The organism is Dactylosporangium sp. NPDC051087 (assembly GCF_055586325.1).
Map to the genome: position 1 here is coordinate 115,618 of NZ_JBVJIJ010000011.1, position 24,428 is coordinate 140,045.

A 24,428-nucleotide genomic window follows, 5' to 3' on the forward strand; every position below is an offset into this window, starting at 1 on the left:
CCGTCAGCCCCCCGCCGGCAGGAGGCTCATCTTGTACTCCGTGCGCTCGTCCTCGGCCAGGATCGCGGTCGTCGCACCCTTGGCGACCAGCTCACGCCAGCTCTGGCCAAGCCAGGACTCCGCGTCGGACTGGCTGGAAAACGCCTCGTTCGGGCCGTCGACCGTCCGGCTCTCAGCGTCTTCGAACTGCCATGTCCACGCCATCAGTCACGCTCCCGTCCCAGGTAGGTAGTTTCGAGCGTATCGGGCTGACGCCGATGTGCCGATGCCGCCCACCGGAAAGTGAACCCCTGGCCATAAAGTACGGGGCATGCGGTTGCTGGTGCTCGGTGGAATCCGGTCCGGGAAGTCGGAAGTAGCGGAGTCGCTCGTCGCGGACGCGGAGCGGGTGCGCTACGTCGCGACCGCGCCGGAGCATCCCGGTGGACTCCCTGACGAGGCGTGGTCGGCGCGGCTGACCCGGCACCGGGCCAGGCGTCCCGCCGGCTGGAGCACCGAGGAGGTCGGCGCCGAGCCGGACCGCCTCGCGGACCTCCTGCACAGCGCGAAGCCCGAGGACGTCCTGCTCGTCGACGACCTGGGCGGATGGCTCACGGCGATGTTCGACGCGGCCGGCGACTGGGCCGACCCGGGCGCCCTCGACAGCCGGATCACGGCGCTCGGCGACGCGGTGCGGGCCTGCCCGGCCGCGCTGCTGGTGCTGGTCGCCCCCGAGGTCGGGTTGGCCCTGGTACCGACGACGCAGGCCGGCCGCACGTTCGCCGACGCCAACGGGCTGCTCAACCAGCGGGTCGCGGCGGCCAGCGACGGCGTCGCGATGGTCGTCGCCGGGGAGGTCACCTGGCTGCGCGGCGGCTCGGAGGTCGGCCACGCCGGCGGCCGGTTCGTGCCCGCCCCCGCGCCCGCCCCGTTCGAGTTCTCCGGCACCGTCGCCGGCGCGGTCCTGTCGACCGCCGACAGCGGCGAGACCCTGTCGTTCCAGCCGGGCATGGAGCTGCCGCTGCCCGACGAGTCGACCGCGGCCGAGGCCGGCGAACGGCTCCTCACCCTCCGCCTCAACGGCGCGGGCCTGGGCGGGCTCGTGCCCGTCGTCCGCTTCGCCGGCGGCACCCAGGGCCGGCCCGACCCGCGCCCCTGGCAGCGGCCGCGGGTCCTCGTCCTGCGCGGCGACCGGACCGGGGGGTTCGCCGCGGGCGACTCGGCCGCCGCCGCCGACCGGCGCCTCGAGGACGTCGTGGAGGGCACCGGCACCCTGGCCGTGCTCGCCGCGACCGCCGGGGCCAGCGTCCAGGCGATCGACTGCCCGGAGGCGGGCCCGGCCGAGCTGCACGACGCCCTCGACGACAGCAGCGTCGACGCGGCTCTGACGCTCGGCTGGCGGCTCGCCGACGCCGCCGCCAACGAGGGCGTCGACGTGCTCGTCCTCGCCGCGTGCGGGGCCGGCTCCGACGCGGCCGCCGCGGCGATCGTCGCCGTCCTCACCGGCGGTGAGCCGGCCGCGATGCTCGGGCGGGTCGTCGACGCGTCCGGCTTCGTCAACGACGCCGCCTGGATCCGCAAGGTCGCCGCCGTCCGCGACGCCCGGCACCGCATCCGCGCCCGCAGCCGCGAGCCGCACACCGTCCTGTCGATGCTCGGCGGCGGCGACATCGCGGTCGCCACCGGCATCCTCCTCGGCGCCGCGTCCCGCCGCCTGCCCGTCATGATCGACGGCCCGGTCGGCGTCGCCGCGGGCCTCGTCGCCCGCGACTACGGCGCGCAGACCCGGCACTGGCTGCTCATGGCCGACCACGGCGAGAACCCGACGGTGAAGCTCGCCGCCGACGTGCTCGGGGTCGCCCCCTTCCTGCAGCTCAAGCTGGCACTCGGCGAGGGCGGCACGTCGCTGATGGCGCTGCCGCTGATCAACACGGCGCTCACGCTGGCCGCGGCGACCCCGCCCCGCGAGCCGGTCGCCGAGCCGGAGGACGGGCTCACCGAGCAGGAGCGGATCGAGGCGGAGATCCAGCGGGTCGTCGCCGACTCCCCCACCGCCGAGATGCCCTACGTGAAACCGTCGTGGGAGGCCTGAGGCTCGCCCTGACCCTCTTCACCGTCGCCCCGGCCGGCGTCGCCCGCTTCGACCGGGCGACGGCCCGCACGGCGATGGCGCTGGCGCCGCTGGTCGGCGTCCTGCTGGGGGGTGTCCTGGGCGGCCTCGCGCTCGGGCTCCGCCTCGGCGGCGGGTCGCCCCTGATGGCGGCCGCGGCGACGGTGGCGCTGGCGGCGGTGTGCACCCGTGCCCTGCACCTGGACGGCCTCGCCGACACCGCCGACGGTCTCGGCTCGTACCAGCCCGCCGGCAAAGCGCTCGACATCATGAAAAAGTCGGATATCGGACCGTTCGGCGTGGTGGCGATCGTGGCCGTCCTGCTGCTCGACGTGGCCGCCCTGACCAGCGTCTACGCCCGCCCGTGGCCGGAGGCCCTCGCACTGGTCGCGGCGGGCACCGCCGCCGGCCGCCTCGGCGCCACCGTCGCCTGCCGCGCCGGCCTGCCCGCGGCCCGCCCGGACGGCCTCGGCGCCCTGGTCGCGCAGACCCTGCCGCGCACCGCCGTCGCCCTGGTCACGCTGCTCGTCGCCGCGGCCGCCGCCCTGGCCGACCCGGTCCGCGGCCCCCTGGCGGTCCTGCTGGCCGCGGCCGCCGCCTGGGCCCTCACCCGCCACGCGCACCGCCGTCTCGGCGGCGTCACCGGCGACGTGATCGGCGCGGCGGTGGAGCTGGCCACGATGACCGCCTGGCTGGTCCTCGCCACCGCCCCCTGACCCAGTCACGCGTCCGCGCAGCCCGCGGCCGGGGGCGGGTGGGACCACCTGCCGGCGGCCCCACCCGGACCACGGCTCAGCGCACGTTCGACGGCACGAACGGCGGCTTCACGACGCGGACCTGCGAGCGGCGGCCGCGGACGTCGAGGGCGACCTCCGCGCCCTCGGCGACGCCCGCGGCGGTGTCGATCAGGGCGAGCCCGATGCCGACCTTGCGGGTCGGTGAGAAGGTGCCGCTGGTGACCTCGCCGATGGCCGTGTCGCCGTCGGCCGCCAGGACGCTCATGTGGGCGCGCGGGATGCCCCGGTCCAGGGCCTCGATGCCCCACAGGAGGCGGCGCGGGCCGGCCGCCTTCTCCGCCAGGAGCGCGTCACGGCCCCAGAACTGGTCCTTGCCCCAGCCGACGGCCCAGCCGGACCGGGCCTGGACGGGGGTGATGGACAGCGACAGGTCCTGGCCGTGCAGCGGGTAGCCCATCTCGGTGCGCAGCGTGTCGCGGGCGGCGAGGCCGCACGGGCGGGCACCGCCCTCGACGATCGCGTCCCAGAGGCCGTGGGCGTCGTGGGAGGGCACGACCAGCTCATAGCCGTGCTCGCCGGTGTACCCGGTGCGGCACACGACCACGTCATGGCCGTTGAAGGCCGAGACGGTGAAGCTCATGTAGTCGTGGCCGGTGGGCAGGCCGAGGCCGGCGAGCAGCTCCGCGGAGCGGGGGCCCTGCACGGCGAGGACGGCGAAGAGCTCGTGCTGGTCGACCACGCTGATGCCGGTCGGCGCGGCCGCGACGAGGCGGCTGACCACCTCGGCGGTGTTCGCCGCGTTCGGGATGAGGAACACGTCGTCGTCGCCGAACCGGTACGCGATGAGGTCGTCCACCACGCCACCGTCCTCGGACAGGCACAGGGTGTACTGGGCCTGACCTGCGGCGATACGATTGAGGTCGTTGCTGAGGCAGCGGTTGACGAAGTCGGCCGCGCCGCGGCCGCGCACGCGGGCCTTGCCCAGGTGCGACACGTCGAACACGCCGGCGTCCTCGCGGACCGCCGTATGCTCCTTGAGCACGCCGCCTCCGGCGTATTCCAGCGGCATGTCCCAGCCACCGAACGCCGCGAACTTGGCACCGAGCGCCGCATGGCGGTGATACAACGCGGGGTGCCGCAAGGGTTGCGTCATGCCCGCAACCTATCGCGTTGGTTATCGTGTCCAGCACCCGATTCGGCGGCATGCTGAAGGTGCGGTACCACCGCAGCCGACGCTGACGCAGAACACCACCAGTGATGTGGAGCCCGAGTGACCGCCCTGAACCTGGTCGACACCGACCCCGCCGAACTCGCCGTCGACGCCGTGGTCGTCGGTGTGTACGCACATGACGGCGGTGGCGCCAAGCTGCTGCTCGCCTCCGGCGCCGAGAGCGTCGCGGCGGCGTTCAGCGACCGGCCGGGCGGCGGGCTGGCGGAGACGCTGCACGTGCTCGGCGCGACCGGCGCGGTCGGCGAGGTGACGAAGGTCGCCGCGTTCGGTGCCGTGACGGCGCCGCTGGTCGTGGCGGTCGGGCTCGGCGCGGAGCCGTCGGGTGCCGCGCCGGCGGCGGAGACGCTGCGCCGGGCCGCCGGTGCCGCGACCCGCGCCCTGGCGGGGTCGGCGTCGGTGGCGCTCGTGCTGCCGCTGTCGGACCGCGACGTGCCCACCGACGACGAGCTGACCGCCGGTGTGCGGGCCGTCGCCGAGGGGGCGGCGCTGGGGGCGTACCGCTTCGACGGCTACAAGACGAAGCCGTCCGCGGCGCGCCGCGACCCGGTCCGCAAGGTCGTCGTGCACGTGCCCGACGCCACGGCGAAGCTCGCCAAGGCGGCGGTGAAGCGGTCCGGCACGGTCACGGCGGCGGTGACCCGCACCCGCGACTGGATCAACACCGCGCCCAACGACCTGCGGCCGCCGCAGTTCGCCGAGCAGGCCGCCGAGGCCGCGACGGCGGCGCAGCTGGACGTCACCGTCCTGGACGAGAAGGCCCTCGCGAAGCAGGGTTACGGCGGCATCCTCGCCGTCGGGCTGGGATCGGCCGCCGCGCCGCGGCTGGTGCGCATCGCGTACGAGCCGGCGGGCGCGACCCGCCGGGTGGCGCTGGTCGGCAAGGGCATCACGTTCGACACCGGCGGCGTGTCCATCAAGCCGGCCGCGGGCATGTGGGAGATGAAGTCCGACATGTCGGGCGCGGCGGCGGTCGTGTCGACGATGATCGCGATCGCGGCGCTGAAGCCGAAGGTTGCCGTCGTCGCGTACGCGCCGATGGCCGAGAACATGGCGTCCGGCAGCGCGTACCGGCCGGGCGACGTCGTGACGATGTACAACGGGCACAAGGTCGAGGTGCTCAACACCGACGCCGAGGGCCGCATGATCCTGGGCGACGCGATCGCCCGCGCCTGCGAGGACGAGCCCGACTACCTGTTCGAGGTGTCGACGCTGACCGGCGGGCAGGTCATCGCGCTCGGCAAGCGGATCGCCGGGGTCATGGGCACGCCTGAGCTGTGCGAGCGGGTCCGCGACGCGGGCGGGCGGACCGGTGAGCCGGCGTGGCCGATGCCGCTGCCGGACGACGTGCGCCAGGGCATGGACTCCGAGGTCGCCGACATCTCGCAGGTCAACGCGGGCATGGACCGGGCCGGGCACATGCTGCAGGGCGGCGTGTTCCTGTCCGAGTTCGTCGCCGAGGGTGTCCAGTGGGCGCACATCGACATCGCCGGTCCGAGCTACCACTCCGGCGAGGCGTTCGGCTACTGGGCGAAGGGCGGCACCGGCGTGCCGGTGCGCACCCTCATCAGCCTGGTCGAGGAGATCGCCGCGGAAGCCTAGGGCTGCTTGTTGCGGGCGTTGTAGTCGCGCATCCGCTGCGGGTAGCCGACCAGGGCGACGTCGTAGATCGGCATGCTCAGCCGGTGCGCGAACTGCCGTGCCGCCTGAGGGTCGTCCACGCGGCGGCGGGTCCACTCGCCGTCGTGTGCGATCAGCAACAGTGTCGTTTCTGTCACTGTGGTGCGGGGCTCGATGAACCCTTCGACGCCCCGCCGAGACCGCACGAACTCCTCCAGATGCCGCAGCGCTTCGCGGCTCGAACTGCGTCCACCTGCGGCGGGTCTACTCCGGCGGAACCAGGCCACGATCCGTTTCCCTCCCCGTGAAGATCCCGCGGCGATCCCGTGCGACCGGGCACCCGGCGTGCGCCGTCGGGGCACCTACCGTCGCAGGCGGACAAGGGTGGTGACAAGATGGCCAAGGATCGTCATGCCATCACGGACCCAACAGGTCCGTGCATCACCTGGGAGAATTCGTGAGCGACCCACACGCCAACTCCTTCGACGTCCTGATCCTGGGCGGCGGCAGCGGCGGCTACGCGGCGGCGTTCCGCGCGGCGCAGCTCGGCCTGTCCGTCGGCCTGGTCGAGAAGGACAAGCTCGGCGGCACCTGCCTGCACCGCGGCTGCATCCCGACCAAGGCGCTGCTGCACGCCGGTGAGGTCGCCGACGCGGCCCGCGAGGCGGAGCAGTTCGGCGTCCTGGCGACGCTCAACGGCGTCGACATGAAGGCGGTCAACGCCTACAAGGACGGCGTCATCAGCAAGCTCTACAAGGGGCTGCAGGGCCTGGCGAAGGCCCGCAAGGTGACGCTGATCGAGGGCGAGGGCCGGCTCGTCGCCGCCGACACGGTCGAGGTGTCCGGCACGCGGTACAAGGGCAAGAACGTCGTCCTGGCGACGGGTTCCTACAGCAAGACCCTCCCCGGCCTGGAGGTCGACGGCGAGCGGGTGCTCACGAGCGAGCACGCCCTGGCCCTGGACCACGTGCCCGCGTCGGCGGTGATCCTCGGCGGCGGTGTGATCGGCTGCGAGTTCGCCAGCGCGTGGAAGTCCTTCGGGGTCGACGTGACGATCGTCGAGGCCCTCCCGCGGCTCATCGCGGTCGAGGACGAGGCGAGCTCCAAGGCCCTGGAGCGGGCGTTCCGCAAGCGCGGCGTCAAGTTCAAGGTCGGCAAGCCGTTCGAGAAGGTCGAGCGCAGCGGCGACGGCATCAAGGTGACGATCCAGGGCGGCGAGACGATCGAGGCGGAGCTGCTGCTCGTCGCCGTCGGCCGTGGCCCGACGACGGCCGGCCTCGGCTACGAGGAGCAGGGCGTGAAGATGGAGCGCGGGTTCGTCATCACCGACGAGCGCCTGCGCACCAGCGTCCCCGGCGTCTACGCCGTCGGCGACATCGTGCCCGGCGTCCAGCTCGCGCACCGCGGCTTCCAGCAGGGCATCTTCGTCGCCGAGGAGATCGCCGGGCAGCACCCGCAGGTGATCGACGAGGCCGGCATCCCCCGCGTGACGTATTCCGAGCCGGAGGTCGCGTCCGTCGGGCTCAACGAGTCGAAGGCCCGCGAGCTGCACGGCGACAAGATCGAGGTGCTGCAGTACGACCTGTCGGGCAACGGCAAGAGCCAGATCCTGAAGACCGCCGGCTTCGTGAAGCTGGTCCGGGTCAAGGACGGCCCCGTCGTCGGCGTCCACATGGTGGGCGCGCGCGTGAGCGAGCTGATCGGTGAGGGCCAGTTGATCTACAACTGGGAGGCCTTCCCGGGCGACGTCGCCCCGCTCGTGCACATGCACCCCACGCAGAACGAGGCGATCGGTGAGGCGTTCCTGGCGCTCGCCGGCAAGCCGCTGCACGTCCACTGATCATCTGGGACCCGACCGTCAAACGCACCGTTCGAGGAGACTGTTCATATGCCGGTATCGGTCACCATGCCCCGGTTGGGCGAGAGCGTCACTGAGGGCACCGTCACCCGCTGGTTGAAGGCTGAGGGCGACCAGGTGGAGGCCGACGAGCCGTTGCTCGAGGTCTCCACCGACAAGGTCGACACGGAGATCCCGTCACCGGCGGCCGGGGTGCTCACGCGCATCGTGGTGCAGGAGGACGAGACCGCCGAGGTCGGCGCCGAGCTCGCCGTCATCGGCGACGCCGGCGACGCGCCCGCCGCCGCCGAGCCCGCTCCGGCGGAGGCCGCCGAGGAGCCCGCCGCGGAGGAGCCCGCCGAGGAGCCCGCCGCCGAGGCCGAAGCGCCGGCCGAAGCGCCGGCAGAGGCACCCGCCGCGCAGGCCGCACCGGCCGGCGACGCCACGTCGCTGAAGATGCCGGCGCTGGGCGAGTCCGTCACCGAGGGCACCGTCACCCGCTGGCTCAAGCAGGTCGGCGACACCGTCGAGGCCGACGAGCCGCTGCTGGAGGTCTCCACCGACAAGGTCGACACGGAGATCCCCTCGCCGGTCGCCGGCACCCTGCTGGAGATCAAGGTCGCCGAGGACGAGACCGTGGAGGTCGGCGCCGAGCTGGCCGTCATCGGCGCGGCCGGCAGCGGCGGCGGGTCGCAGCCCGCGCCGAAGGCCGAGCCCAAGCCCGAGCCGAAGCCGGAGCCCAAGGCGGAGCCGAAGCCCGAGCCCAAGGCGGAGCCCAAGCCCGAGCCGAAGCAGGCCGCCGCGCCCGCCCAGGCCAGCGCCCCGGCGCCCGCGCAGCCGGCGCAGACGAAGCCGGCCGCCGCCGCACCGGTCGCCGCCGGCCCGGCCACGTCGGTCGCGCCCAGCGCCAACGGCAAGGCCGGGGGCGACGAGGCGGGGTATGTCACGCCGCTGGTCCGCAAGCTCGCCGGCGAGCACGGCGTCAACCTGTCGACGCTGTCCGGCACCGGGGTCGGTGGCCGGATCCGCAAGCAGGACGTCCTCGACGCCGCCGAGAAGGCCAAGCAGGCCGCCGCGGCTCCCGCCGCACCCGCGGCCACCGCCGCGGAGCCGAAGGCGGCCGCGCCCAAGGCGGCGCCGAGCCCGCTGCGCGGCCAGACCCAGAAGCTGACCCGCATGCGCGCGCTCATCGCCCGCCGCATGGTCGAGTCGCTGCAGGTGTCGGCGCAGCTGACCACCGTCGTCGAGGTCGACGTCACGAAGGTGGCGAAGCTGCGGGCGAAGGCCAAGCAGCAGTTCCTCGACACGCACGGCGTGAAGCTGTCGTTCCTGCCGTTCTTCGCCCTCGCGGCGGTCGAGGCCCTGCGGGTGCACCCGTCGGTGAACTCCTCGATCGACCTGGAGGCCGGCACCGTCACGTATCACGACGCCGAGCACCTGGGCATGGCCGTCGACACCGAGAAGGGGCTCATCGTCCCGGTCATCCGCAACGCGGGCGACCTCAACCTCGGCGGCCTGGCCAAGCGGATCGCGGACGTGGCCGAGCGGACCCGCACCAACAAGCTCAACCCGGACGACATCACCGGCGGCACGTTCACGCTGACGAACACCGGCAGCCGCGGCGCGCTGTTCGACACGCCGATCATCAACCAGCCGCAGGTGGCGATCCTCGGCACCGGTGCGGTCGTCAAGCGGGCCGTCGTCGTCAACGACCCCGAGCTCGGCGAGATCATCGCGCCGCGGTCGATGGTCTACCTGGCGCTGTCCTACGACCACCGGATCGTGGACGGCGCCGACGCCGCCCGCTTCCTCACCACGGTCAAGGAGCGTCTCGAGGGCGGCAACTTCGAGGCCGACCTCGGCGTGTAGCACCGGTATCGAGGAAGGGGCGCCCCGGTCGACCGGGGCGCCCCTTCTTTGCGTCGAATTGTGGTACGCGGGCTGCCGCTGGGCAAGATGAGCGCATGCAGATCCTCATCGCGGGCGCTTCCGGGTTCCTCGGCGGCCGGCTCGTGCCGCACCTGCGCGCCGCCGGGCACCAGGTCACCCAGCTCGTCCGCCGGCCCGCCCGCGCCCAGGGTGAGCTGCGCTGGGACCCGGCCGCGGGGCTGCTGGACGCGGGCGCCCTGAGCGGCAAGGACGCGGTGATCAACCTCGCGGGGGCGGGCGTCGGCGACCGGCGGTGGACCGAGCAGTACAAACGGACACTGCGCAGCAGCCGGGTCGACACCACCCAGACCCTCGCGAAGGCGATCGCCGCCGCCGGGGACCACCGGCCGCGGGTCCTGCTGAACTCGTCCGCGGTGGGGTTCTACGGCGACACCGGCGACCGGGCCGTCGACGAGCAGTCCCCGCCGGGTGAGGGGTTCCTCGCCGACCTGTGCCAGGTGTGGGAGGCCGCGACCCACCCCGCCGAGGACGCCGGGACCAGGGTGGCGCTGCTGCGCACCGGCTTCCCCCTGGCGAAGGACGGCGGGCTGCTGAAGCCGCTGTACCTGCAGTTCAAGCTGTTCGCCGGCGGGAAGATGGGCAACGGCCGGCAGTATCTGCCGTGGATGTCGGTGCCGGACTGGCTCGGCGCCGTGTCGTTCCTGCTGGAGCGGGAGGTGAGCGGGCCGGTGAACCTGACCGGGCCCGAGCCGGTCACCAACGCCGAGTTCTCCGCCGCCCTCGCCAAGGCGCTGCACCGGCCCAACCTGCTGCCGGTGCCGGGGATCGCGTTGAAGGCCGCCGTCGGCGAGTTCGGCGGGGAGGCCCTCGCCAGCCAGCGGGTGCTGCCCGGGGTCCTGGTGCGCGAAGGTTTCCCGTTCGCGCACCGGACCGTCGGGGCGGCGCTTCAGCAGGCCGTGTCGGCGACCACGTAGTAGTTGGCGCCGGTCTGCTGCAGGCCGTGCGTGGTGAACACGTTGTAGAGGCCCATCGCCTGGTTGGAGCCGTTGGCGTACACGTAGCCGCCGCTCTGGTGCGCCCGGCCGGCGGTGACGTGCGCGTAGTTCGACGCCCGCACGCACGGTCCGGTGGTCGGCTGCGACGTCGGGGTCTGCGACGGCGTCGGCGAGACGGTCGGCGTGCCGGTGGGCGGGACGACGCCGCCGTTGAGGCCCCAGTCGAGCGCCTGGTAGTACGAGGAGCAGATGGTGTCCTTGTAGTACGTGCCGGCGGTGCCGCACTGCTCGGTGGCGCTGCCCGGGTCGACCGGGGTCGCGTGGGTCATGCCCTGCACCAGGTACACCTTGACCTTGTCGGCGTAGTTGGCCAGGGACGTGCCGCCGGGCAGCGACGACGTGGCGGTCGGGGTCTGCGAGACGCCGAGGACGTTGGTCCACTGGTCGCGCAGCTCGGTCGCGTTCGCCGGGGCGACGGTGGTGTCGGAGGTGCCGTGCCAGATCGACACGCGCGGGCGGGTGCCGCTGTAGCCGCTGTACGCGTTGCGGACCAGGTCGCCCCACGCGGCGGGGGTCTTGTCGACGCCCGGGTTCATGCAGCTGAACGCGTTCGTCATCGAGGTGGCGCAGCGGTACGGGATACCCGCCATGATCGCGCCGCCGGCGAAGACGTCCGGGTACGTGGCGAGCATCACGGCGGTCATGGCGGCGCCGGCGGACAGGCCCGTCACGTACACCCGGCCGCGGTTGACCTGGTAGTTCGTGGCGGCGTAGTCGACCATCTGCTTCACCGACAGGGGCTCACCGCCGCCCCGGGCGGTGTCGCCGGTCTCGAACCAGTTGAAGCAGCTGGAGCTGTTGTTGCCGGACTTCTGCTCCGGCAGGACCAGCGCGAACTTCCACAGGTCGGCGTACTTGCGCCAGCCCGCGTTGTTGAAGTAGTCGGTGGCGTTCTGGGTGCAGCCGTGCATGGCCACGACCAGCGGCGCGTTCGCCGGCAGGCCGTCGGGGCGGTAGCTGTACATGGTGAGGTTGCCCGGGTTGGAGCCGAAGCTCGACACGGTCGTCAGCGTCGCCGCGTAGGCCGGGGTGGACACGACGGTCAGGCCGACGGCGGTCGCGACGGCGGCGAACACGGGCAGGATGATGCGCAACCAGCGGGGCATGGCGGTGCCCTTTCCTCTCGGGGGATGCCCACGCTAGGTGTGACGCTTCACGCACCACTATGTCCGTTGTCCACACATTCCTGGCCTGGATGCATGGTGGGGTACCGGCGTTAGGCTGAGGCGTGACCAGCATTCTGGGTTTTGCGGTGAAACGGGCCGGGCTCGTCGACTACGAGACGGCCCTGGCCGAGCAGCGGCGGATCCACGAGGCCGTCGTGGACGGCACGGCACCCGACACGGTGCTGCTCCTGGAGCACCCGAGCGTCTACACGGCCGGCAAGCGCACCGAGCCGCAGGACCGCCCCTTCGACGGCACGCCGGTCGTCGACGTCGACCGCGGCGGCAAGATCACCTGGCACGGCCCGGGCCAGCTGGTCGGCTACCCCATCGTCAAGCTCCCGGACCCGATCGACGTGGTCGCCTACGTCCGCCGGATGGAGCAGCTGCTGATCGACGTGTGCGCCGAGTTCGGCCTGGCCACGATGCGGGTCGAGGGGCGCAGCGGGGTGTGGGTCGGCGCCGACGGGCGCGGCCCGGACCGCAAGGTCGCCGCGATCGGCATCCGGGTCGCGCGGGGCGTGACCCTGCACGGGTTCGCGATCAACGCCAACTGTGACCTGTCCCGCTACGACATCTTCGTCCCGTGCGGCATCCGCGACGCGGGCGTGACGTCACTGTCCGCCGAGCTGGGCCGGGACGTCACCGTCGAGGAGCTCCTGCCGGTCGTCGAGCGGCACCTGCAGACGCTGCACTGAGGCGTGTTTGGTCAGTGGGGTCGGAGCGAGGCGAGGTCCAGGCGTCGGCTGGGGCCGCGCCGGGATACCGGTGTTGTATCCAGGCGGCGTCTGGGCCCTCCGCAGCCCGGCATCCACTGACCAGACACGCCTCAGCCGGTGACCCGGTAGGCGACGACCGGGATCAGCTCCGGGTCGACGTCGTCGAGGCGGTCGTGCCCGGCGCAGCTGAAGCCGAGCAGGCCCTGCAGCGACCGGTCGGCGAGCCCAGGGTCCGCGACGGGGTCGTCGCCCGCCTCGAAGGGCAGCGGCGCGCCCTTGTCCTCCAGTACACCCGGATCCGTGCACACGCTGAGCGACCGCAGGAGCACGCCGTCGCGCCACAGGCCGAAGCTGCACCATCCGGCGTCGCTGTGCGCGGCGTGCAGCAGCACCTGCCGGCGCCCGGCCGCCGCCAGCACCCCGTCGGCCAGCTCCGACGGCCGCTGCGGGGTCAGCGCCCAGCTGCAGACCAGGTCCAGGCCGCTGAAACAGCCGATATAGGCGACGTCCCGCGGCGGGTCGAGCGCGTCGGCGAGCAGCTCGTCGCCGATCTCCTGGAGCTCGGCGCCGGGGAAGAGCCGTCGCGCGAGCAGGCGGGTGGCGGGCTTGTCCAGGACCGGGCAGGCCCGCAGGACATCGATCGGGCTGCCGTCGGAATAGACCACCAACGTGTCGTTGAACGCCACGGTTGCGTGATTGCCGGGTGTACGGCTCGGGAAACCTCGCAGACGTGACGTCAATCGCGTTCCCGGCGGCTGGGCAGGCGTCGGGCGTAGGCTTTCCCGTGTGACCGCCGTTGTTCCGGAAGGCCGTCGTCTGCTGCGCATCGAAGCGCGAAACGCGGAGACGCCGATTGAGCGCAAGCCGCCGTGGATCAAGGTCTCCGCGAAGATGGGACCTGAATACACGCACCTGCGAGGCCTCGTGCAACGCGAGGGCCTCCACACGGTGTGCCAGGAGGCCGGCTGTCCCAACATCTATGAGTGCTGGGAGGACCGGGAGGCGACGTTCCTCATCGGTGGCGACCAGTGCACCCGGCGATGTGACTTCTGTCAGATCGACACCGGCAAGCCGGCCGAGTTCGACGCCGACGAGCCGCGCCGCGTCGCCGAGTCGGTCGCGACGATGGGCCTGCGCTACGCGACGGTGACCGGGGTCGCCCGCGACGACCTGCCCGACGGCGGCGCCTGGCTCTATGCGGAGACCGTCCGGCAGATCCACGGCCTCGTCGACGGCTGCGGCGTGGAGCTGCTCATCCCCGACTTCAACGGCGAGCCGAAGCTGCTCCGCGAGGTCTTCGAGGCCGGTCCCGAGGTGCTCGCGCACAACGTGGAGACCGTCCCGCGCATCTTCAAGCGGATCCGGCCCGCGTTCCGCTACGAGCGCTCCCTCGACGTGATCACCCAGGCCCGCACCGCCGGGCTGGTCACCAAGTCCAACCTGATCCTGGGCATGGGCGAGGAGCGCGCCGAGGTCTCCCAGGCGCTGCGCGACCTGCACGAGGCCGGCTGCGAGCTGGTCACCATCACGCAGTATCTCCGCCCGACGCCGCGGCACCACCCGGTCGAGCGCTGGGTGAAGCCCGAGGAGTTCGTGGAGCTGCGGGAGGAGGCCGAGCAGATCGGCTTCGCCGGGGTGCTCAGCGGGCCACTGGTGCGCTCGTCCTACCGGGCCGGCCGGCTCTACCGGCAGGCCCTCGACAGCCGGGCGCTGAAGGCGTAAGCGACCGGCGGAGCGATTCGGAAGGTCAGCCCCCGCTCACGCCGACGCCGAAGGCGGCGGTGTGAGCGGCCGGCGGAGCGGCTCGGGCCGCGAACCGGAAGCTCAGCCCCGGCTCACGCCGACGCCGAAGGCGGCGGTGTGAGCGTCGCCCACTAGAGTGGGTGGTATGGCAAAGGCCCAGGAGCCGGAGAAGGTTTCCTTCTTCACTCGGCTCAAGCAGATCGGCATGGTGTTCTCCTTCACCGCCAAGCGTGACAAGCTCTTCGTCCCGCTGGTCGCGGTGGTGGTCCTCGTGCCGCTCATCGCCGTCGGCGTGGCCGTCGCCCTCGGCGTGTCCTGGGTCTGGGCGCCGATCGGTGTCCTCGCGGCGCTGCTGGGCACGGTGATCGTGCTCAACCTGCGCTCGCAGAAGGCGATGATGCGCGAGGCCGAGGGGCAGCCCGGCGCGGCCGCCTCGATCATCGAGAACATGCGCGGCGACTGGCGGGTCACCCCCGCGATCGTCTCCACTACGCAGTTCGACATGGTGCACCTGGTCATCGGCCGGCCCGGCGTCATCCTCCTGGGCGAGGGCAACCCGGCCCGGGTCCGCGGCCTGATCAACCAGGAGCGCCGCCGCCTCGTCAAGGTCATCGGCAACGCCGACCTGCGCGACTTCGTGATCGGCAACGAGGAGGGCCAGCTGCCGCTCGCGAAGCTGCGCAACACGCTCGTCCGGCTGCCGCGCACCATCACCGGCAAGGACGTCAACGCGCTCGACAAGCGGCTCACCGCCCTGTCGGCGCGCCCGCAGATGCCGCGCGGCGCGATGCCGAAGAACATGAAGCCGCCGAAGGGCGCGTTCAAGGCGATGCGCGGGCGCTGAGCCCTATCGCGGAGCCGCCGGTTCCACGGACACCACCCAGGAGCCGGCGGCTTTGTCGTGCAGCCCCCGGCCGTCCTTGTCCATGATCAGCGCCGGGACGACCAGCAGCAGCAACGCGCCTCTCAGGATCGCCCTGGGCACGCCGATCGGGCCGCCTGTGGTCATTGACACACAGCGGATCCTGAACAGCCGCATTCCGAGCGTCTGACCGAAGAAGCCGAGGAAAAAGGCGTACACCACCAGGAGCAGTCCCGGCGCGGGCCACGCGACCTCCCGCGGATCCGCGAACGCACTGGTGATGAGCAGGCAAGACAGCCAGTCGACGAGCAGCGCGCCGAACCGTCTGGACAGCGATGCGCCGGTGAGTTCCACGGCGGGTCAGCCTACCGAACAGGTGGCCGTCGATGATCGGCTGAACCCACGGCGCCGAAACACAGTGGAAACAATCGAGACATGCCTGGGCAATCGCGCAGTTCTACGGTCGCGTCCAACCAGCCACCTTCACACTGAAGTGATCACCACGAGACTGGTACTGCCTGCGACCTGGAGGACGAGTGTTCGCCAATTCTGACGAGCTGCTGCGATACGTGAAGGACGAGGGCGTCCGCTTCGTCGACATTCGCTTCTGCGACCTGCCGGGCGTCATGCAGCACTTCAATGTCCCCGCCGAGTCGTTCGACGAGAGCGTGTTCAGCGACGGCCTCGCGTTCGACGGCTCGTCCATCCGTGGCTTCCAGGCGATCCACGAGTCGGACATGATGCTGCTGCCGGACCCGACGTCCGCCTTCATCGACCCGTTCCGGATCGAGAAGACCCTGGCGCTCAACTTCTTCATCCACGACCCGTTCACGCGTGAGGCCTACTCCCGTGACCCGCGTAACGTGGCGAAGAAGGCCGAGGCGTACCTCGCGTCGAGCGGCATCGCCGACACCGCCTACTTCGGCCCCGAGGCCGAGTTCTACATCTTCGACTCGATCCGGCACGAGACGTCCGCCAACCAGGCGTACTACTACATCGACTCGGTCGAGGGCTGGTGGAACTCCGGCAAGGACGAGCCGGGCGGCAACCGTGGTTACAAGACCGCGTACAAGGGCGGCTACTTCCCGGTCCCGCCGGTCGACCACTACGCCGACCTGCGTGACCAGATCGTCCAGCGCCTCCTCGGCGCCGGCTTCGTCGTGGAGCGCTCGCACCACGAGGTCGGCACCGCCGGCCAGGCCGAGATCAACTACCGCTTCGGCACGCTGCTGCAGTCCGCGGACCAGCTCCAGCTCTTCAAGTACATCGTGAAGAACACCGCGTGGGCCGCCGGCAAGACCGCGACCTTCATGCCGAAGCCGCTCTTCGGCGACAACGGCTCCGGCATGCACACCCACCAGTCCCTCTGGCTGGGTGGCGAGCCGCTGTTCTACGACGAGGCCGGCTACGGCGGCCTGTCGGACACGGCCCGCTGGTACATCGGCGGCCTGCTGCACCACGCGCCGTCGCTGCTGGCCTTCACCAACCCGACGGTCAACTCCTACCGCCGCCTGGTCCCCGGCTACGAGGCCCCGGTCAACCTGGTCTACTCGCAGCGCAACCGCTCCGCCTGCACCCGTATCCCGGTGACCGGCACCAACGCCAAGGCCAAGCGCGTCGAGTTCCGCGTCCCGGACCCGTCGGCCAACGTCTACCTGGCCTTCGCCTCCATGCTGATGGCCGGCCTGGACGGCATCAAGAACAAGATCGAGCCGCCGGCCCCGATCGACAAGGACCTCTACGACCTCCCGCCGGAGGAGGTCGCCAACGTCAAGCAGGTCCCCGGTTCGCTCGACGAGGTCCTCAACACCCTCGAAGCCGACCACGGCTTCCTCCTCGAGGGCGGCGTCTTCACCCAGGACCTGATCGACACCTGGATCTCCTACAAGCGCGCCAACGAGGTCGACCCGGTCCGCCTCCGCCCTACCCCGCACGAGTTCGCGATGTACTACGACGTGTGATCCACCCCCGCCACGCTGAACGGCGCGGCGGGTAGCTCCTCCAGACGGCGGTCACGCCCGGGCCCTCACCGGCCGGCGTGACCGCCGTTTCGCGTCCCGCCGGGCCCGGTGGCGGCCGGGCCGTGGCGGGCCGGTGCGGCTAGTGGGTGTCGAAGATGCGTTCCACCGTCTGGCGGGCCCGGCGGGCCACCCGCAGGTACTCGTCGAGGAACTCCTGGGGCTCGACACCGCCGAGGATGCGGGCCACCGCGGCCAGGTCGGGGCCCTGGCGGGGCAGCTGGTCGGTGGCCCGGCCGCGGACCAGGGTGAGCAGGTTGCGGACCCTGGAGGCCTGCTCCCAGGCGGCCCGCAGGGCGGCGGCGTCGGCCGGCTCGACGAGGCCCGCCTCGGTCGCCGCGGCCAGCGCGGCCAGCGTGCGGGGGGTGCGCAGGGCGGGGACGGTGCGGCCGTGCAGGAGCTGGATCAGCTGGACGGTCCACTCGACGTCGGCGAGGCCGCCGCGGCCCAGTTTCGTGTGGGTGGCGGGGTCGGCGCCGCGGGGCAGGCGTTCGCTGTCGACGCGGGCCTTGATGCGGCGGATCTCGTGGATCTGGTCGCGGGTGAGGCCGCCGTCCGGGTAGCGCATCGTGTCGGCGAGGGCCAGGAAGCGGTCGCCGAGCGGGGTGGAGCCGGCCACGTGGCGGGCGCGGAGGAGCGCCTGCGCCTCCCACACCTTGGACCAGCGGGCGTAGTACTGCTGGTAGGCGTACAGGCTGCGCACCAGCGGGCCCTGGCGGCCCTCGGGGCGCAGGTCGGCGTCGACGCCCAGCGGCGGGTCGGGGGCGGGGCGGGCGAGGAGGCGGCGCAGGTCCTCGGCGACGGTGAGGGCCAGGCCGCTCGCGGCGTCGTCGGCCATGCCCGGCGGGGGCTCGTAGACGAAGAGGACGTCGGCGTCGGAGGGGTAGCTGGTCTCCTCGCCGCCGAGGCGGCCCATGCCGACGATGGCGAACTCCAGGCCGGGCGAGGCCGTGACGCCCAGCGTGGCGGTGAGCGTGGCGTCGATGACGGCGGAGAGGGCGACGCCGACGGCGGACACGTCGAGGAGGCCGAGCAGGTCGGCGCAGGCGATGCGGAACAGTTCGCGGCGGCGGGACGCGCGGACGGCGTTGATCGCGGTCTCGGGGTCGTCGTGGCGGGCCGCGGCGGCGGCGAACTGGGTGGCGAGCTGGGCGGCGGTGCGGGGCACGAGCTCGGCGTCGTCGGCGAGCAGCCGCAGCGCCTCGGGGTCGTGGACGAGCAGTTCGGTGACGTACCGGGACAGCGCGAGCAGCCGGGCGAGGCGCAGCGCGACCGGGCCCTCGTCGCGCAGCAGCCGCAGATACCAGGGGGTGTTGCCGAGCTTGTCGGAGACCTGCCGGTAGGCGAGCAGCCCGCGGTCGGGTTCGGGGGCGTCGGCAAACTCGCTGAGCAGGACCGGCAGCAGCTGCCGCTGGATGGCCGCGGTCCGGGACACGCCGCCGGTGAGGGCCTCGATGTGGCGCAGCGCGCCGGCGGGGTCGGCGAAGCCGAGCAGCTCCAGGCGGGCCTTGGCGGCGCTCGCGGTGAGGCGCAGCTGCTCGCTGGGGACCCTGGCGACGGCTTCGAGCAGCGGCCGGTAGAGCAGTTTCGCGTGCAGCCGGCGTACCTCCTGCGCGTGCCGGACCCAGTCGGCGCGGAAGGACTCGACAGCGTCGCGGGCGGCGTTGGGCCGGTAGCCGAGGGCGTGCGCGAGCCAGCGCAGCGCGGCCGGGTCGTCGGGCACGGTGTGGGTGCGGCGCAGGCGTTGCAGCTGGAGGCGGTGCTCGACGGTGCGCAGGAAGCGGTACGCCCGCAGCAGCGCCTCACCGTCGGCGAGCCCGACGTAGCCGCCTTCGATGAGGGCGCGCAGGCCCTCGATGGTGGTCGGGGTGCGCAGGGACTCGTCGGCGCGGCCGTGCACCAGCTGCAGCAGCTGCACCGCGAACTCGATGTCGCGCAGCCCGCCGGGGCCGCGTTTGATCTCGCGGTCGAGCTCGACGCGCGGGATCTGCTCGATGATGCGGCGGCGCATCGCCCGGACCTCGTCGACGGCCTCGGGGCGCTCGGCGGCGGACCAGATCAGCGGCTGGAGCTCCTCCAGCCACCGGGCGCCGAGCTCCAGGTCGCCGGCGGCGGGGCGGGCCTTCAGCAGCGCCTGGAACTCCCACGTCTTCGCCCACTTGCGGTAGTACGCCAGGTGCGAGGTGACGGTCCGCACGAGCGCGCCGCGGCTGCCCTCGGGGCGCAGGGCGGCGTCGACGGGCCAGGCGACGAAACCGCAGATCTCCATGAGGCCGGCGGCGAGTGTACTGGCGGCCCGCATGGCCATCTCCACGTCGGCACCGTCGGTGCCGTTCAACGGCTCGGCGACGAAGACGACGTCGACGTCGCTGACGTAGTTGAGCTCCCGCCCGCCGCACTTGCCCATCGCGACGACGGACAGGGTGCAGGTGCCGGCGGCCGCGGGGTGCTCCAGGGTGACGATGGCCAGGGCCGCGGACAGGGTGGCGTCGGCGAGCTCCGTCAGGCGGCGCATCGTGACGTCGACGTCGGCCGCCCCGGTCAGGTCGGCGGCGACGATGCGGAGCAGTTCCCGCCGGTACGCGCTGCGCAGGAGCGGGACCGTGGACGCGTCGCGGGTGGCGTAGCCGGCGGGGCGATGGTTCTGCTCGCCCTGCAGCTCCTTCCACTCCGCGGGGTTGGCGACGAGCAGGTCGCCGAGGGTCGCGGACACGCCGAGCACCCCGATGAGCCGCCGGCGCAGCGACCGGTCGGTGAGGACGGCGTCGCGGACCTCCTCCCCCGCCGCCTCGACGAGCCGGTGCAGCTGGAAGAGCGCCAGGTCGGGGTCGGCGGCGAAGTACAGCGTGTCGAGCAGCGTCGCGGCGTCGTCGTCGGTGGGGCGGCGGGTCTCCGGGTCCCACAGCCGCAGCCCTTCCGGCCCGGCGAGGGCGGACGAGCGGGCGTCGTCGGTGAACCCGAAGCGGGCGAGGTGGCCGGCGGGGGGCATCAGGAGGGCCCCAGCAGCGGCAGGGACCGCAGGCCGCCCTCACCGCGCGGGGTGCGGCCGAGCGCGACGGCGGCGAACCGCTCGGCGAACGGCTGCCACACCTCGGCGACGTCGGGCAGCGCCGCCTCGACGCCCTCCAGGAGCTCGATCGGGTCGATGCCGAGGTCGGCGAGGGTGCCGACGCCGTCCATCGCCCACTGCGCGAACATCGGCAGGTCGCACTCGATGTGGAACTGCAGGCCCCACGCGGACGGCCCGATCCGGAACGCCTGCACCGGGTAGTGCGTGGACGCGGCGAGCAGCGTCGCGGTGACCGGCAGCTCGACGATCTCGTCGACATGCCAGTGCAGCACGTCCGGGGCGAACGGCACGGCGGCGAAGACGGGGTCGTTGTCGGCGACGTCGCGGCGGGCGACGAGCCGCACCCCGATCTCGGGGCCGGCGGCGCTGCGCTCGACGGTGCCGCCGTGCGCCTGGGCGAGCAGCTGCGCGCCGAGACAGATCGCGAGGGTCGGCACCTTGTGCCGGACCGCTTTGCGCAGCAGGCCGTCCAGCTGCGGGAACCACGGCGCGGCGCGGGACCCGTCGGGGCCGGGGAACGCGTCCTGCTCGCCGCCGAGCACGACGAGGGCGGCGTAACCGTCCAGGTCGGCGGGGAGCTCGTCACCCGCGTGCGGGCGGACGACGGCGAGCTCCAGGCCGCCGCCCGTCAGCCAGCCGGCGAGGCGCCCCGGGCCGTCGCTGGGATCGTTCTCCACCACGAGCGCCAACCGTCCCCGCGGGGACCCTTCGATCGTCACGACCCGACAATAACGGCGTGCGAGTGCTGCGACGCGGAGACGTGGTCGGTCTGGTGTCACCGTCCGGGCCGACGAGACCCGACCGGGTGGCCCGTGGCATCGAACTGCTGTCGAGCTGGGGGCTGCGGGTGCGCACGGGCCGGCACGTGTTCGACCGCAACGGATACCTGGCCGGGCACGACGACGACCGGCTCCGCGACCTCAACGACGCGTTCGGGGACCCGGACGTCCGCGCCGTCGTGTGCACCAGGGGCGGCTACGGCGCGCAGCGCATCGTCGACCGGGTGCGCCTGGGCGAGCCGAAGCCGCTCGTCGGGTTCTCCGACATCACCGCCCTGCAGCTGGCGGTGTGGCGGACCGCGGGGTGGCCGGTGGTGCACGGGCCGGGCGCGGCGTGGTTCGACGACCGGCTGCCCGCGGGCTCGGCCACCTCCCTGTGGGAGGCGCTGTTCACGTCCGGGCCGCTGCGGTCGTACACCGGCGGCGGCGAGGAGACGGGTGCGGTACGGGTGCCGGGCCCGCCGGTGCGCGGGGTGCTGCTCGGCGGGAACCTCTCGATGCCGGCCAGCACGATCGGCACCGCCGACATGCCGTCGTTCGCCGGCAGGATCATGCTCCTGGAGGACGTGGGCGAGGCGCCGTACCGGGTCGACCGGATGCTGACGCACCTGCGGCGGGCCGGCGCGTTCGACGGGGTCCTGGGGGTGGCCGTGGGGCAGTTCACGGACTGCGCGGACCGCGGGCCGACGTCCGTCGTGGACGTGCTGCGCGAGCACCTGTGCGCCCTGGGCGTGCCGGTGCTGGGCGGGCTGAGGATCGGGCACGGGGTGGGGCAGGAGACGGTCGTGCTGGGCGCGCCGGCGATCCTGGACGCGGACGTGGGCTGCCTCACCTCTCGCGCCGACCAGTCGTTCGACTGATGGCCGCGGGGCGGGGCTGGGGCACGATTACGGCATGACGTTCGTGACCACCGGGTTCGAGGGAAGGCGGCGGGCGCAGGAGCCCGACCTGCCGCCGGGGCAGTATCTGGCGCACGACTTTCCCGTGCTGTCCGCCGGGCCGACGCCCCGGCTGAGCACCGACCGGTGGGAGTTCGTGATCACCACCGAGACGGGTGAGGTGACGAAGTGGACGTGGAGGGAGTTCACGGCGCTGCCCCACGAGGACGTCACCGTCGACATCCACTGCGTCACCAAGTGGTCGAAGCTGCGGACCGGGTGGCGGGGCGTGTCGATCGACACGCTCATGGAGGACGTCGAGTCGGCGGCGGACTTCGTGATGGCACACTCGTACGACGGCTACACCACCAACCTCCCCCTCGAGGATCTCCTCGACGGGCAGGCGTGGGTGGCGTATCGCTACGACGACGAGCCGCTCACCCCCGAGCACGGCGGGCCCGCGCGGCTGCTGGTGCCGCACCTGTACCTGTGGAAGTCCGCGAAATGGGTGCACGGGCTGCGGCTGATGCTGCAGGACGAGCCGGGCTTCTGGGAGGAAGCGGGCTATCACAACTACGGAGACCCATGGCGCGAGCAGCGGTACCAGGGCGACTGACCTGGCGGAAGGCGGTGCTGCGGTCGGCGTTCGCTGAGACGGCCACGGCGCGGACCCTCGACTTCGACGTGCCCGACTGGCCGGGGCACCTGCCGGGCCAGCACGTCGACGTGCGGCTGACGGCCGCCGACGGCTACACCGCGCAGCGCAGCTACTCGATCGCGTCCTCCTCCGGCCTTTCGCTGACGGTGCAGCGACTGGACGGCGGAGAAGTAAGTCCGTTTCTAACGGATATTTACGACATCGGGGCATCGGTGGAGCTGCGAGGGCCGATCGGCGGCTGGTTCGTGTGGCGCCACGCCGACCCCACACCCGTCCAGCTGATCGCCGGCGGCTCCGGGATCGTCCCGCTGATGGCGATGATCCGCTCCCGCGCGGAGCACGGCGTCCGGACACCGTTCCGGCTGCTGTACTCCGTGCGCACCCCGCAGGACGTCATCTACGCCGAGGAGCTGCGCCGGCGGGCCCGCGACGACCGGGGGCTCGACGTGCACTACGTCCACACCCGGGTGCGCGGGTCGCGGGTCGGCGTCGCGGACGTCAACACGCACGCGTGGCCCGCCGACTTCAAGCCCGCCGTGTTCGTGTGCGGGCCGACCGGCTTCGTGGAGACCGTCGCGGACGTCATGGTGGCGCTCGGCCACGACGCCAGAGGCATCAGGACCGAGCGCTACGGCTGAGCTACATGATCCCCAGGTAGCGCTCGCGCTCGAAGGGGGTGACGACCCGGCGGTACTCTTCCCACTCGGTGCGCTTGTTCTTCAGGAAGAAGTCGAAGACGTGCTCGCCGAGGACCTCCGCGACCAGCTCGGAGCCGGCCATCGCGTCGACCGCCTGCGACAGGTTCTCCGGCAGCGACTCGTAGCCGGCGGCGCGGCGCTCACCGTCGGTGAGGGCCCACACGTCGTCCTCGGCGCCGGGCGGCAGCTCGTAGCCCTTCTCGATGCCGCGCAGGCCGGCGCCGAGCATCACCGCGTAGGCGAGATACGGGTTGGTGGCCGAGTCCAGCGACCGGACCTCGACCCGCGCCGAGTTCGGCTTGCCGTAGGCCGGCACCCGCACCAGCGCGGACCGGTTGGTGTGGCCCCAGCAGACATACGCCGGGGACTCGGTGATCCGGTTCGGCACCGACTGCGGGAAGAGCCGCTTGTAGGAGTTCACCCACTGGTTGGTGATCGCCGTGTACTCCCGCGCGTGGACGAGGAGCCCGGCGATGAACGCCTGGCCGACCTTCGACAGCTTCATCGGGTCGCTCGCGTCGTGGAACGCGTTGCGCTCCCCCTCGAACAGCGACAGGTGCGTGTGCATGCCGCTGCCGGGCTGGTCGGTGAACGGCTTCGGCATGAAGGTGGCGTGCACCCCGTGGGAGAGCGCGACCTCCTTGATGACGTGCCGGAACGTCATGATGTTGTCGGCGGTGGTCAGCGCGTCCGCGTAGCGCAGGTCGATCTCCTGCTGGCCGGGCGCGACCTCGTGGTGGCTGAACTCGACCGAGATGCCGATCCGCTCCAGGGCGAGGACCGCCTGGCGGCGGAAGTCGCGGGCGACGGCGTGCGTGGTGTGGTCGAAGTAGCCGCCGGTGTCGACCGGCGTCGGCAGCGAGCCGTGCTCACCGAGCGACTCGAGCAGGAAGAACTCGATCTCCGGGTGGGTGTAGAAGGTGAAGCCCTTCTCCGCCGCCTTCGACAGCGCCCGGCGCAGCACGTGGCGCGGGTCCGCCCACGACGGCGAACCGTCGGGCAGGGTGATGTCGCAGAACATGCGGGCGCTCTCCCCCGACATGCCACCCTCGAACGGGAACACCTGGAAGGTCGTCGGGTCCGGCATCGCGACCATGTCCGACTCGTAGACCCGGGCGAAGCCCTCGATCGCGGAGCCGTCGAAGCCGATGCCCTCCTCGAACGCCGACTCGAGCTCGGCCGGCGCGACCGAGACGCTCTTCAGCGTGCCCAGGACGTCGGTGAACCACAGCCGCACGAAACGGATGTCGCGCTCTTCGAGCGTCCGGAGCACGAACTCCTGCTGACGGTCCACGGTGGTTCCCCCACGAGCTGCGATGTCTACGGTACGGGCCGAACCGGGCAAGTCTCGCCCGGAGGTGTTACGCACAAGTTACCGGACCTG

Annotated in this window: 22 protein-coding genes; 13 read left to right on the forward strand and 9 right to left on the reverse strand. The window is 72.4% G+C overall.

The genetic code is table 11. From position 1 onward, the window contains the following. Positions 1 to 3: 3 nt before the first annotated feature. A complete protein-coding gene (locus ACZ6TV_RS22010) occupies positions 4 to 204 on the reverse strand; it encodes a hypothetical protein (protein WP_465299076.1) in 201 nt (66 codons plus the stop codon). Positions 205 to 310: 106 nt separating this feature from the next. On the opposite strand from ACZ6TV_RS22010, the gene ACZ6TV_RS22015 reads away from it, so the two are divergent. Together ACZ6TV_RS22015 and cobS are read left to right on the forward strand one after the other, a co-directional pair. After that, complete coding sequence (locus ACZ6TV_RS22015; protein ID WP_465299077.1) at positions 311 to 2,071, forward strand: bifunctional adenosylcobinamide kinase/adenosylcobinamide-phosphate guanylyltransferase; 1,761 nt, start codon at positions 311 to 313, stop codon at positions 2,069 to 2,071. After that, a complete protein-coding gene (cobS, locus tag ACZ6TV_RS22020) occupies positions 2,059 to 2,805 on the forward strand; it encodes an adenosylcobinamide-GDP ribazoletransferase (RefSeq protein ID WP_465299078.1) in 747 nt (248 codons plus the stop codon). The genes ACZ6TV_RS22015 and cobS overlap by 13 nt, the downstream gene beginning before the upstream one ends. Positions 2,806 to 2,881: 76 nt before the next feature. Here cobS and gcvT read toward each other — a convergent pair whose 3' ends face one another. Continuing rightward, positions 2,882 to 3,979 carry a glycine cleavage system aminomethyltransferase GcvT gene (gene gcvT, locus ACZ6TV_RS22025; RefSeq protein WP_465299079.1) on the reverse strand — a complete coding sequence of 366 codons (1,098 nt, stop codon included), beginning with the start codon at positions 3,977 to 3,979 and terminating at the stop codon, positions 2,882 to 2,884. 117 nt (positions 3,980 to 4,096) lie between these two features. On the opposite strand from gcvT, the gene ACZ6TV_RS22030 reads away from it, so the two are divergent. Continuing rightward, positions 4,097 to 5,656 (forward strand): leucyl aminopeptidase, encoded by a 1,560-nt coding sequence (locus ACZ6TV_RS22030; RefSeq protein WP_465299080.1) that lies wholly within the window; start codon positions 4,097 to 4,099, stop codon positions 5,654 to 5,656. Here ACZ6TV_RS22030 and ACZ6TV_RS22035 read toward each other — a convergent pair. Continuing rightward, positions 5,653 to 5,961, reverse strand: a complete 309-nt coding sequence (locus tag ACZ6TV_RS22035) for a hypothetical protein (protein ID WP_465299081.1) — start codon at positions 5,959 to 5,961, stop codon at positions 5,653 to 5,655. The genes ACZ6TV_RS22030 and ACZ6TV_RS22035 overlap by 4 nt on opposite strands. A gap of 170 nt (positions 5,962 to 6,131) precedes the next feature. Between ACZ6TV_RS22035 and lpdA the strand changes: the two genes are divergently transcribed. From lpdA to ACZ6TV_RS22050, 3 genes are all read left to right on the forward strand, one after another. Further along, on the forward strand, positions 6,132 to 7,514 hold the full coding sequence (gene lpdA / locus ACZ6TV_RS22040) for a dihydrolipoyl dehydrogenase (protein WP_465299082.1): 1,383 nt from the start codon (positions 6,132 to 6,134) through the stop codon (positions 7,512 to 7,514). Between the two features lie 48 nt (positions 7,515 to 7,562). Beyond that, positions 7,563 to 9,380 carry a 2-oxoglutarate dehydrogenase, E2 component, dihydrolipoamide succinyltransferase gene (gene sucB / locus ACZ6TV_RS22045; protein ID WP_465299083.1) on the forward strand — a complete coding sequence of 606 codons (1,818 nt, stop codon included), beginning with the start codon at positions 7,563 to 7,565 and terminating at the stop codon, positions 9,378 to 9,380. 95 nt (positions 9,381 to 9,475) lie between these two features. Continuing rightward, a complete protein-coding gene (locus ACZ6TV_RS22050) occupies positions 9,476 to 10,375 on the forward strand; it encodes a TIGR01777 family oxidoreductase (protein ID WP_465299084.1) in 900 nt (299 codons plus the stop codon). Here ACZ6TV_RS22050 and ACZ6TV_RS22055 read toward each other — a convergent pair. Next, positions 10,348 to 11,562: an extracellular catalytic domain type 1 short-chain-length polyhydroxyalkanoate depolymerase gene (locus ACZ6TV_RS22055; RefSeq protein ID WP_465299085.1), complete on the reverse strand. Its 1,215-nt coding sequence runs from the start codon at positions 11,560 to 11,562 to the stop codon at positions 10,348 to 10,350. The genes ACZ6TV_RS22050 and ACZ6TV_RS22055 overlap by 28 nt on opposite strands. A 122-nt stretch (positions 11,563 to 11,684) precedes the next feature. Here ACZ6TV_RS22055 and lipB point away from each other — a divergent pair, with 122 nt between their 5' ends. Beyond that, positions 11,685 to 12,317: a lipoyl(octanoyl) transferase LipB gene (gene lipB / locus ACZ6TV_RS22060; protein ID WP_465299086.1), complete on the forward strand. Its 633-nt coding sequence runs from the start codon at positions 11,685 to 11,687 to the stop codon at positions 12,315 to 12,317. A 131-nt stretch (positions 12,318 to 12,448) separates the two neighbouring features. Here the strand turns inward: lipB and ACZ6TV_RS22065 are convergent, their stop codons facing one another. After that, positions 12,449 to 13,024, reverse strand: coding sequence for a DUF6928 family protein (locus tag ACZ6TV_RS22065; RefSeq protein WP_465299087.1), 576 nt, complete (start codon positions 13,022 to 13,024; stop codon positions 12,449 to 12,451). 100 nt (positions 13,025 to 13,124) lie between these two features. On the opposite strand from ACZ6TV_RS22065, the gene lipA reads away from it, so the two are divergent. Then, positions 13,125 to 14,060, forward strand: coding sequence for a lipoyl synthase (lipA, locus tag ACZ6TV_RS22070; protein ID WP_465299088.1), 936 nt, complete (start codon positions 13,125 to 13,127; stop codon positions 14,058 to 14,060). A gap of 166 nt (positions 14,061 to 14,226) precedes the next feature. Next, positions 14,227 to 14,925 carry a DUF4191 domain-containing protein gene (locus tag ACZ6TV_RS22075; protein WP_465299089.1) on the forward strand — a complete coding sequence of 233 codons (699 nt, stop codon included), beginning with the start codon at positions 14,227 to 14,229 and terminating at the stop codon, positions 14,923 to 14,925. A gap of 3 nt (positions 14,926 to 14,928) precedes the next feature. Here ACZ6TV_RS22075 and ACZ6TV_RS22080 read toward each other — a convergent pair whose 3' ends face one another. Beyond that, positions 14,929 to 15,297, reverse strand: a complete 369-nt coding sequence (locus ACZ6TV_RS22080; protein ID WP_465299090.1) for an RDD family protein — start codon at positions 15,295 to 15,297, stop codon at positions 14,929 to 14,931. 182 nt (positions 15,298 to 15,479) lie between these two features. Between ACZ6TV_RS22080 and glnA (ACZ6TV_RS22085) the strand changes: the two genes are divergently transcribed. Continuing rightward, positions 15,480 to 16,904 (forward strand): type I glutamate--ammonia ligase, encoded by a 1,425-nt coding sequence (gene glnA / locus ACZ6TV_RS22085; protein WP_465299091.1) that lies wholly within the window; start codon positions 15,480 to 15,482, stop codon positions 16,902 to 16,904. Between the two features lie 139 nt (positions 16,905 to 17,043). Here glnA (ACZ6TV_RS22085) and ACZ6TV_RS22090 read toward each other — a convergent pair whose 3' ends face one another. Continuing rightward, on the reverse strand, positions 17,044 to 19,950 hold the full coding sequence (locus ACZ6TV_RS22090) for a bifunctional [glutamine synthetase] adenylyltransferase/[glutamine synthetase]-adenylyl-L-tyrosine phosphorylase (RefSeq protein WP_465299092.1): 2,907 nt from the start codon (positions 19,948 to 19,950) through the stop codon (positions 17,044 to 17,046). Then, a complete protein-coding gene (locus ACZ6TV_RS22095; protein WP_465299093.1) occupies positions 19,950 to 20,750 on the reverse strand; it encodes a type 1 glutamine amidotransferase in 801 nt (266 codons plus the stop codon). The genes ACZ6TV_RS22090 and ACZ6TV_RS22095 overlap by 1 nt, the downstream gene beginning before the upstream one ends. A 17-nt stretch (positions 20,751 to 20,767) precedes the next feature. Between ACZ6TV_RS22095 and ACZ6TV_RS22100 the strand changes: the two genes are divergently transcribed. Genes ACZ6TV_RS22100 through ACZ6TV_RS22110 form a run of 3 tightly spaced genes read left to right on the forward strand, consistent with a single transcriptional unit; the run spans position 20,768 to position 22,984 of the window. Beyond that, positions 20,768 to 21,670: a S66 peptidase family protein gene (locus tag ACZ6TV_RS22100; RefSeq protein ID WP_465299094.1), complete on the forward strand. Its 903-nt coding sequence runs from the start codon at positions 20,768 to 20,770 to the stop codon at positions 21,668 to 21,670. A gap of 34 nt (positions 21,671 to 21,704) precedes the next feature. Further along, complete coding sequence (locus ACZ6TV_RS22105; protein ID WP_465299095.1) at positions 21,705 to 22,304, forward strand: sulfite oxidase-like oxidoreductase; 600 nt, start codon at positions 21,705 to 21,707, stop codon at positions 22,302 to 22,304. After that, positions 22,274 to 22,984, forward strand: coding sequence for a ferredoxin reductase (locus ACZ6TV_RS22110; protein WP_465299096.1), 711 nt, complete (start codon positions 22,274 to 22,276; stop codon positions 22,982 to 22,984). Before ACZ6TV_RS22105 ends, ACZ6TV_RS22110 begins: the two co-directional genes overlap by 31 nt. Before the next feature lies 1 nt (position 22,985). On the opposite strand, the gene glnA (ACZ6TV_RS22115) is transcribed toward ACZ6TV_RS22110, so the two are convergent. Further along, positions 22,986 to 24,338, reverse strand: a complete 1,353-nt coding sequence (gene glnA, locus ACZ6TV_RS22115; protein ID WP_465299097.1) for a type I glutamate--ammonia ligase — start codon at positions 24,336 to 24,338, stop codon at positions 22,986 to 22,988. Positions 24,339 to 24,428: the final 90 nt, after the last annotated feature.

What these genes read in the sequence shown, in the direction of transcription:
- ACZ6TV_RS22010 (WP_465299076.1), bottom strand. Translation starts at nt 204, where the DNA reads ATGGCGTGGACATGGCAGTTCGAAGACGCTGAGAGCCGGACGGTCGAC.
- ACZ6TV_RS22015 (WP_465299077.1), top strand. Translation starts at nt 311, where the DNA reads ATGCGGTTGCTGGTGCTCGGTGGAATCCGGTCCGGGAAGTCGGAAGTA.
- gcvT (WP_465299079.1), bottom strand. Translation starts at nt 3,979, where the DNA reads ATGACGCAACCCTTGCGGCACCCCGCGTTGTATCACCGCCATGCGGCG.
- sucB (WP_465299083.1), top strand. Translation starts at nt 7,563, where the DNA reads ATGCCGGTATCGGTCACCATGCCCCGGTTGGGCGAGAGCGTCACTGAG.
- ACZ6TV_RS22050 (WP_465299084.1), top strand. Translation starts at nt 9,476, where the DNA reads ATGCAGATCCTCATCGCGGGCGCTTCCGGGTTCCTCGGCGGCCGGCTC.
- ACZ6TV_RS22055 (WP_465299085.1), bottom strand. Translation starts at nt 11,562, where the DNA reads ATGCCCCGCTGGTTGCGCATCATCCTGCCCGTGTTCGCCGCCGTCGCG.
- ACZ6TV_RS22075 (WP_465299089.1), top strand. Translation starts at nt 14,227, where the DNA reads ATGGCAAAGGCCCAGGAGCCGGAGAAGGTTTCCTTCTTCACTCGGCTC.
- ACZ6TV_RS22090 (WP_465299092.1), bottom strand. Translation starts at nt 19,950, where the DNA reads ATGCCCCCCGCCGGCCACCTCGCCCGCTTCGGGTTCACCGACGACGCC.
- ACZ6TV_RS22105 (WP_465299095.1), top strand. Translation starts at nt 21,705, where the DNA reads ATGACGTTCGTGACCACCGGGTTCGAGGGAAGGCGGCGGGCGCAGGAG.
- ACZ6TV_RS22110 (WP_465299096.1), top strand. Translation starts at nt 22,274, where the DNA reads ATGGCGCGAGCAGCGGTACCAGGGCGACTGACCTGGCGGAAGGCGGTG.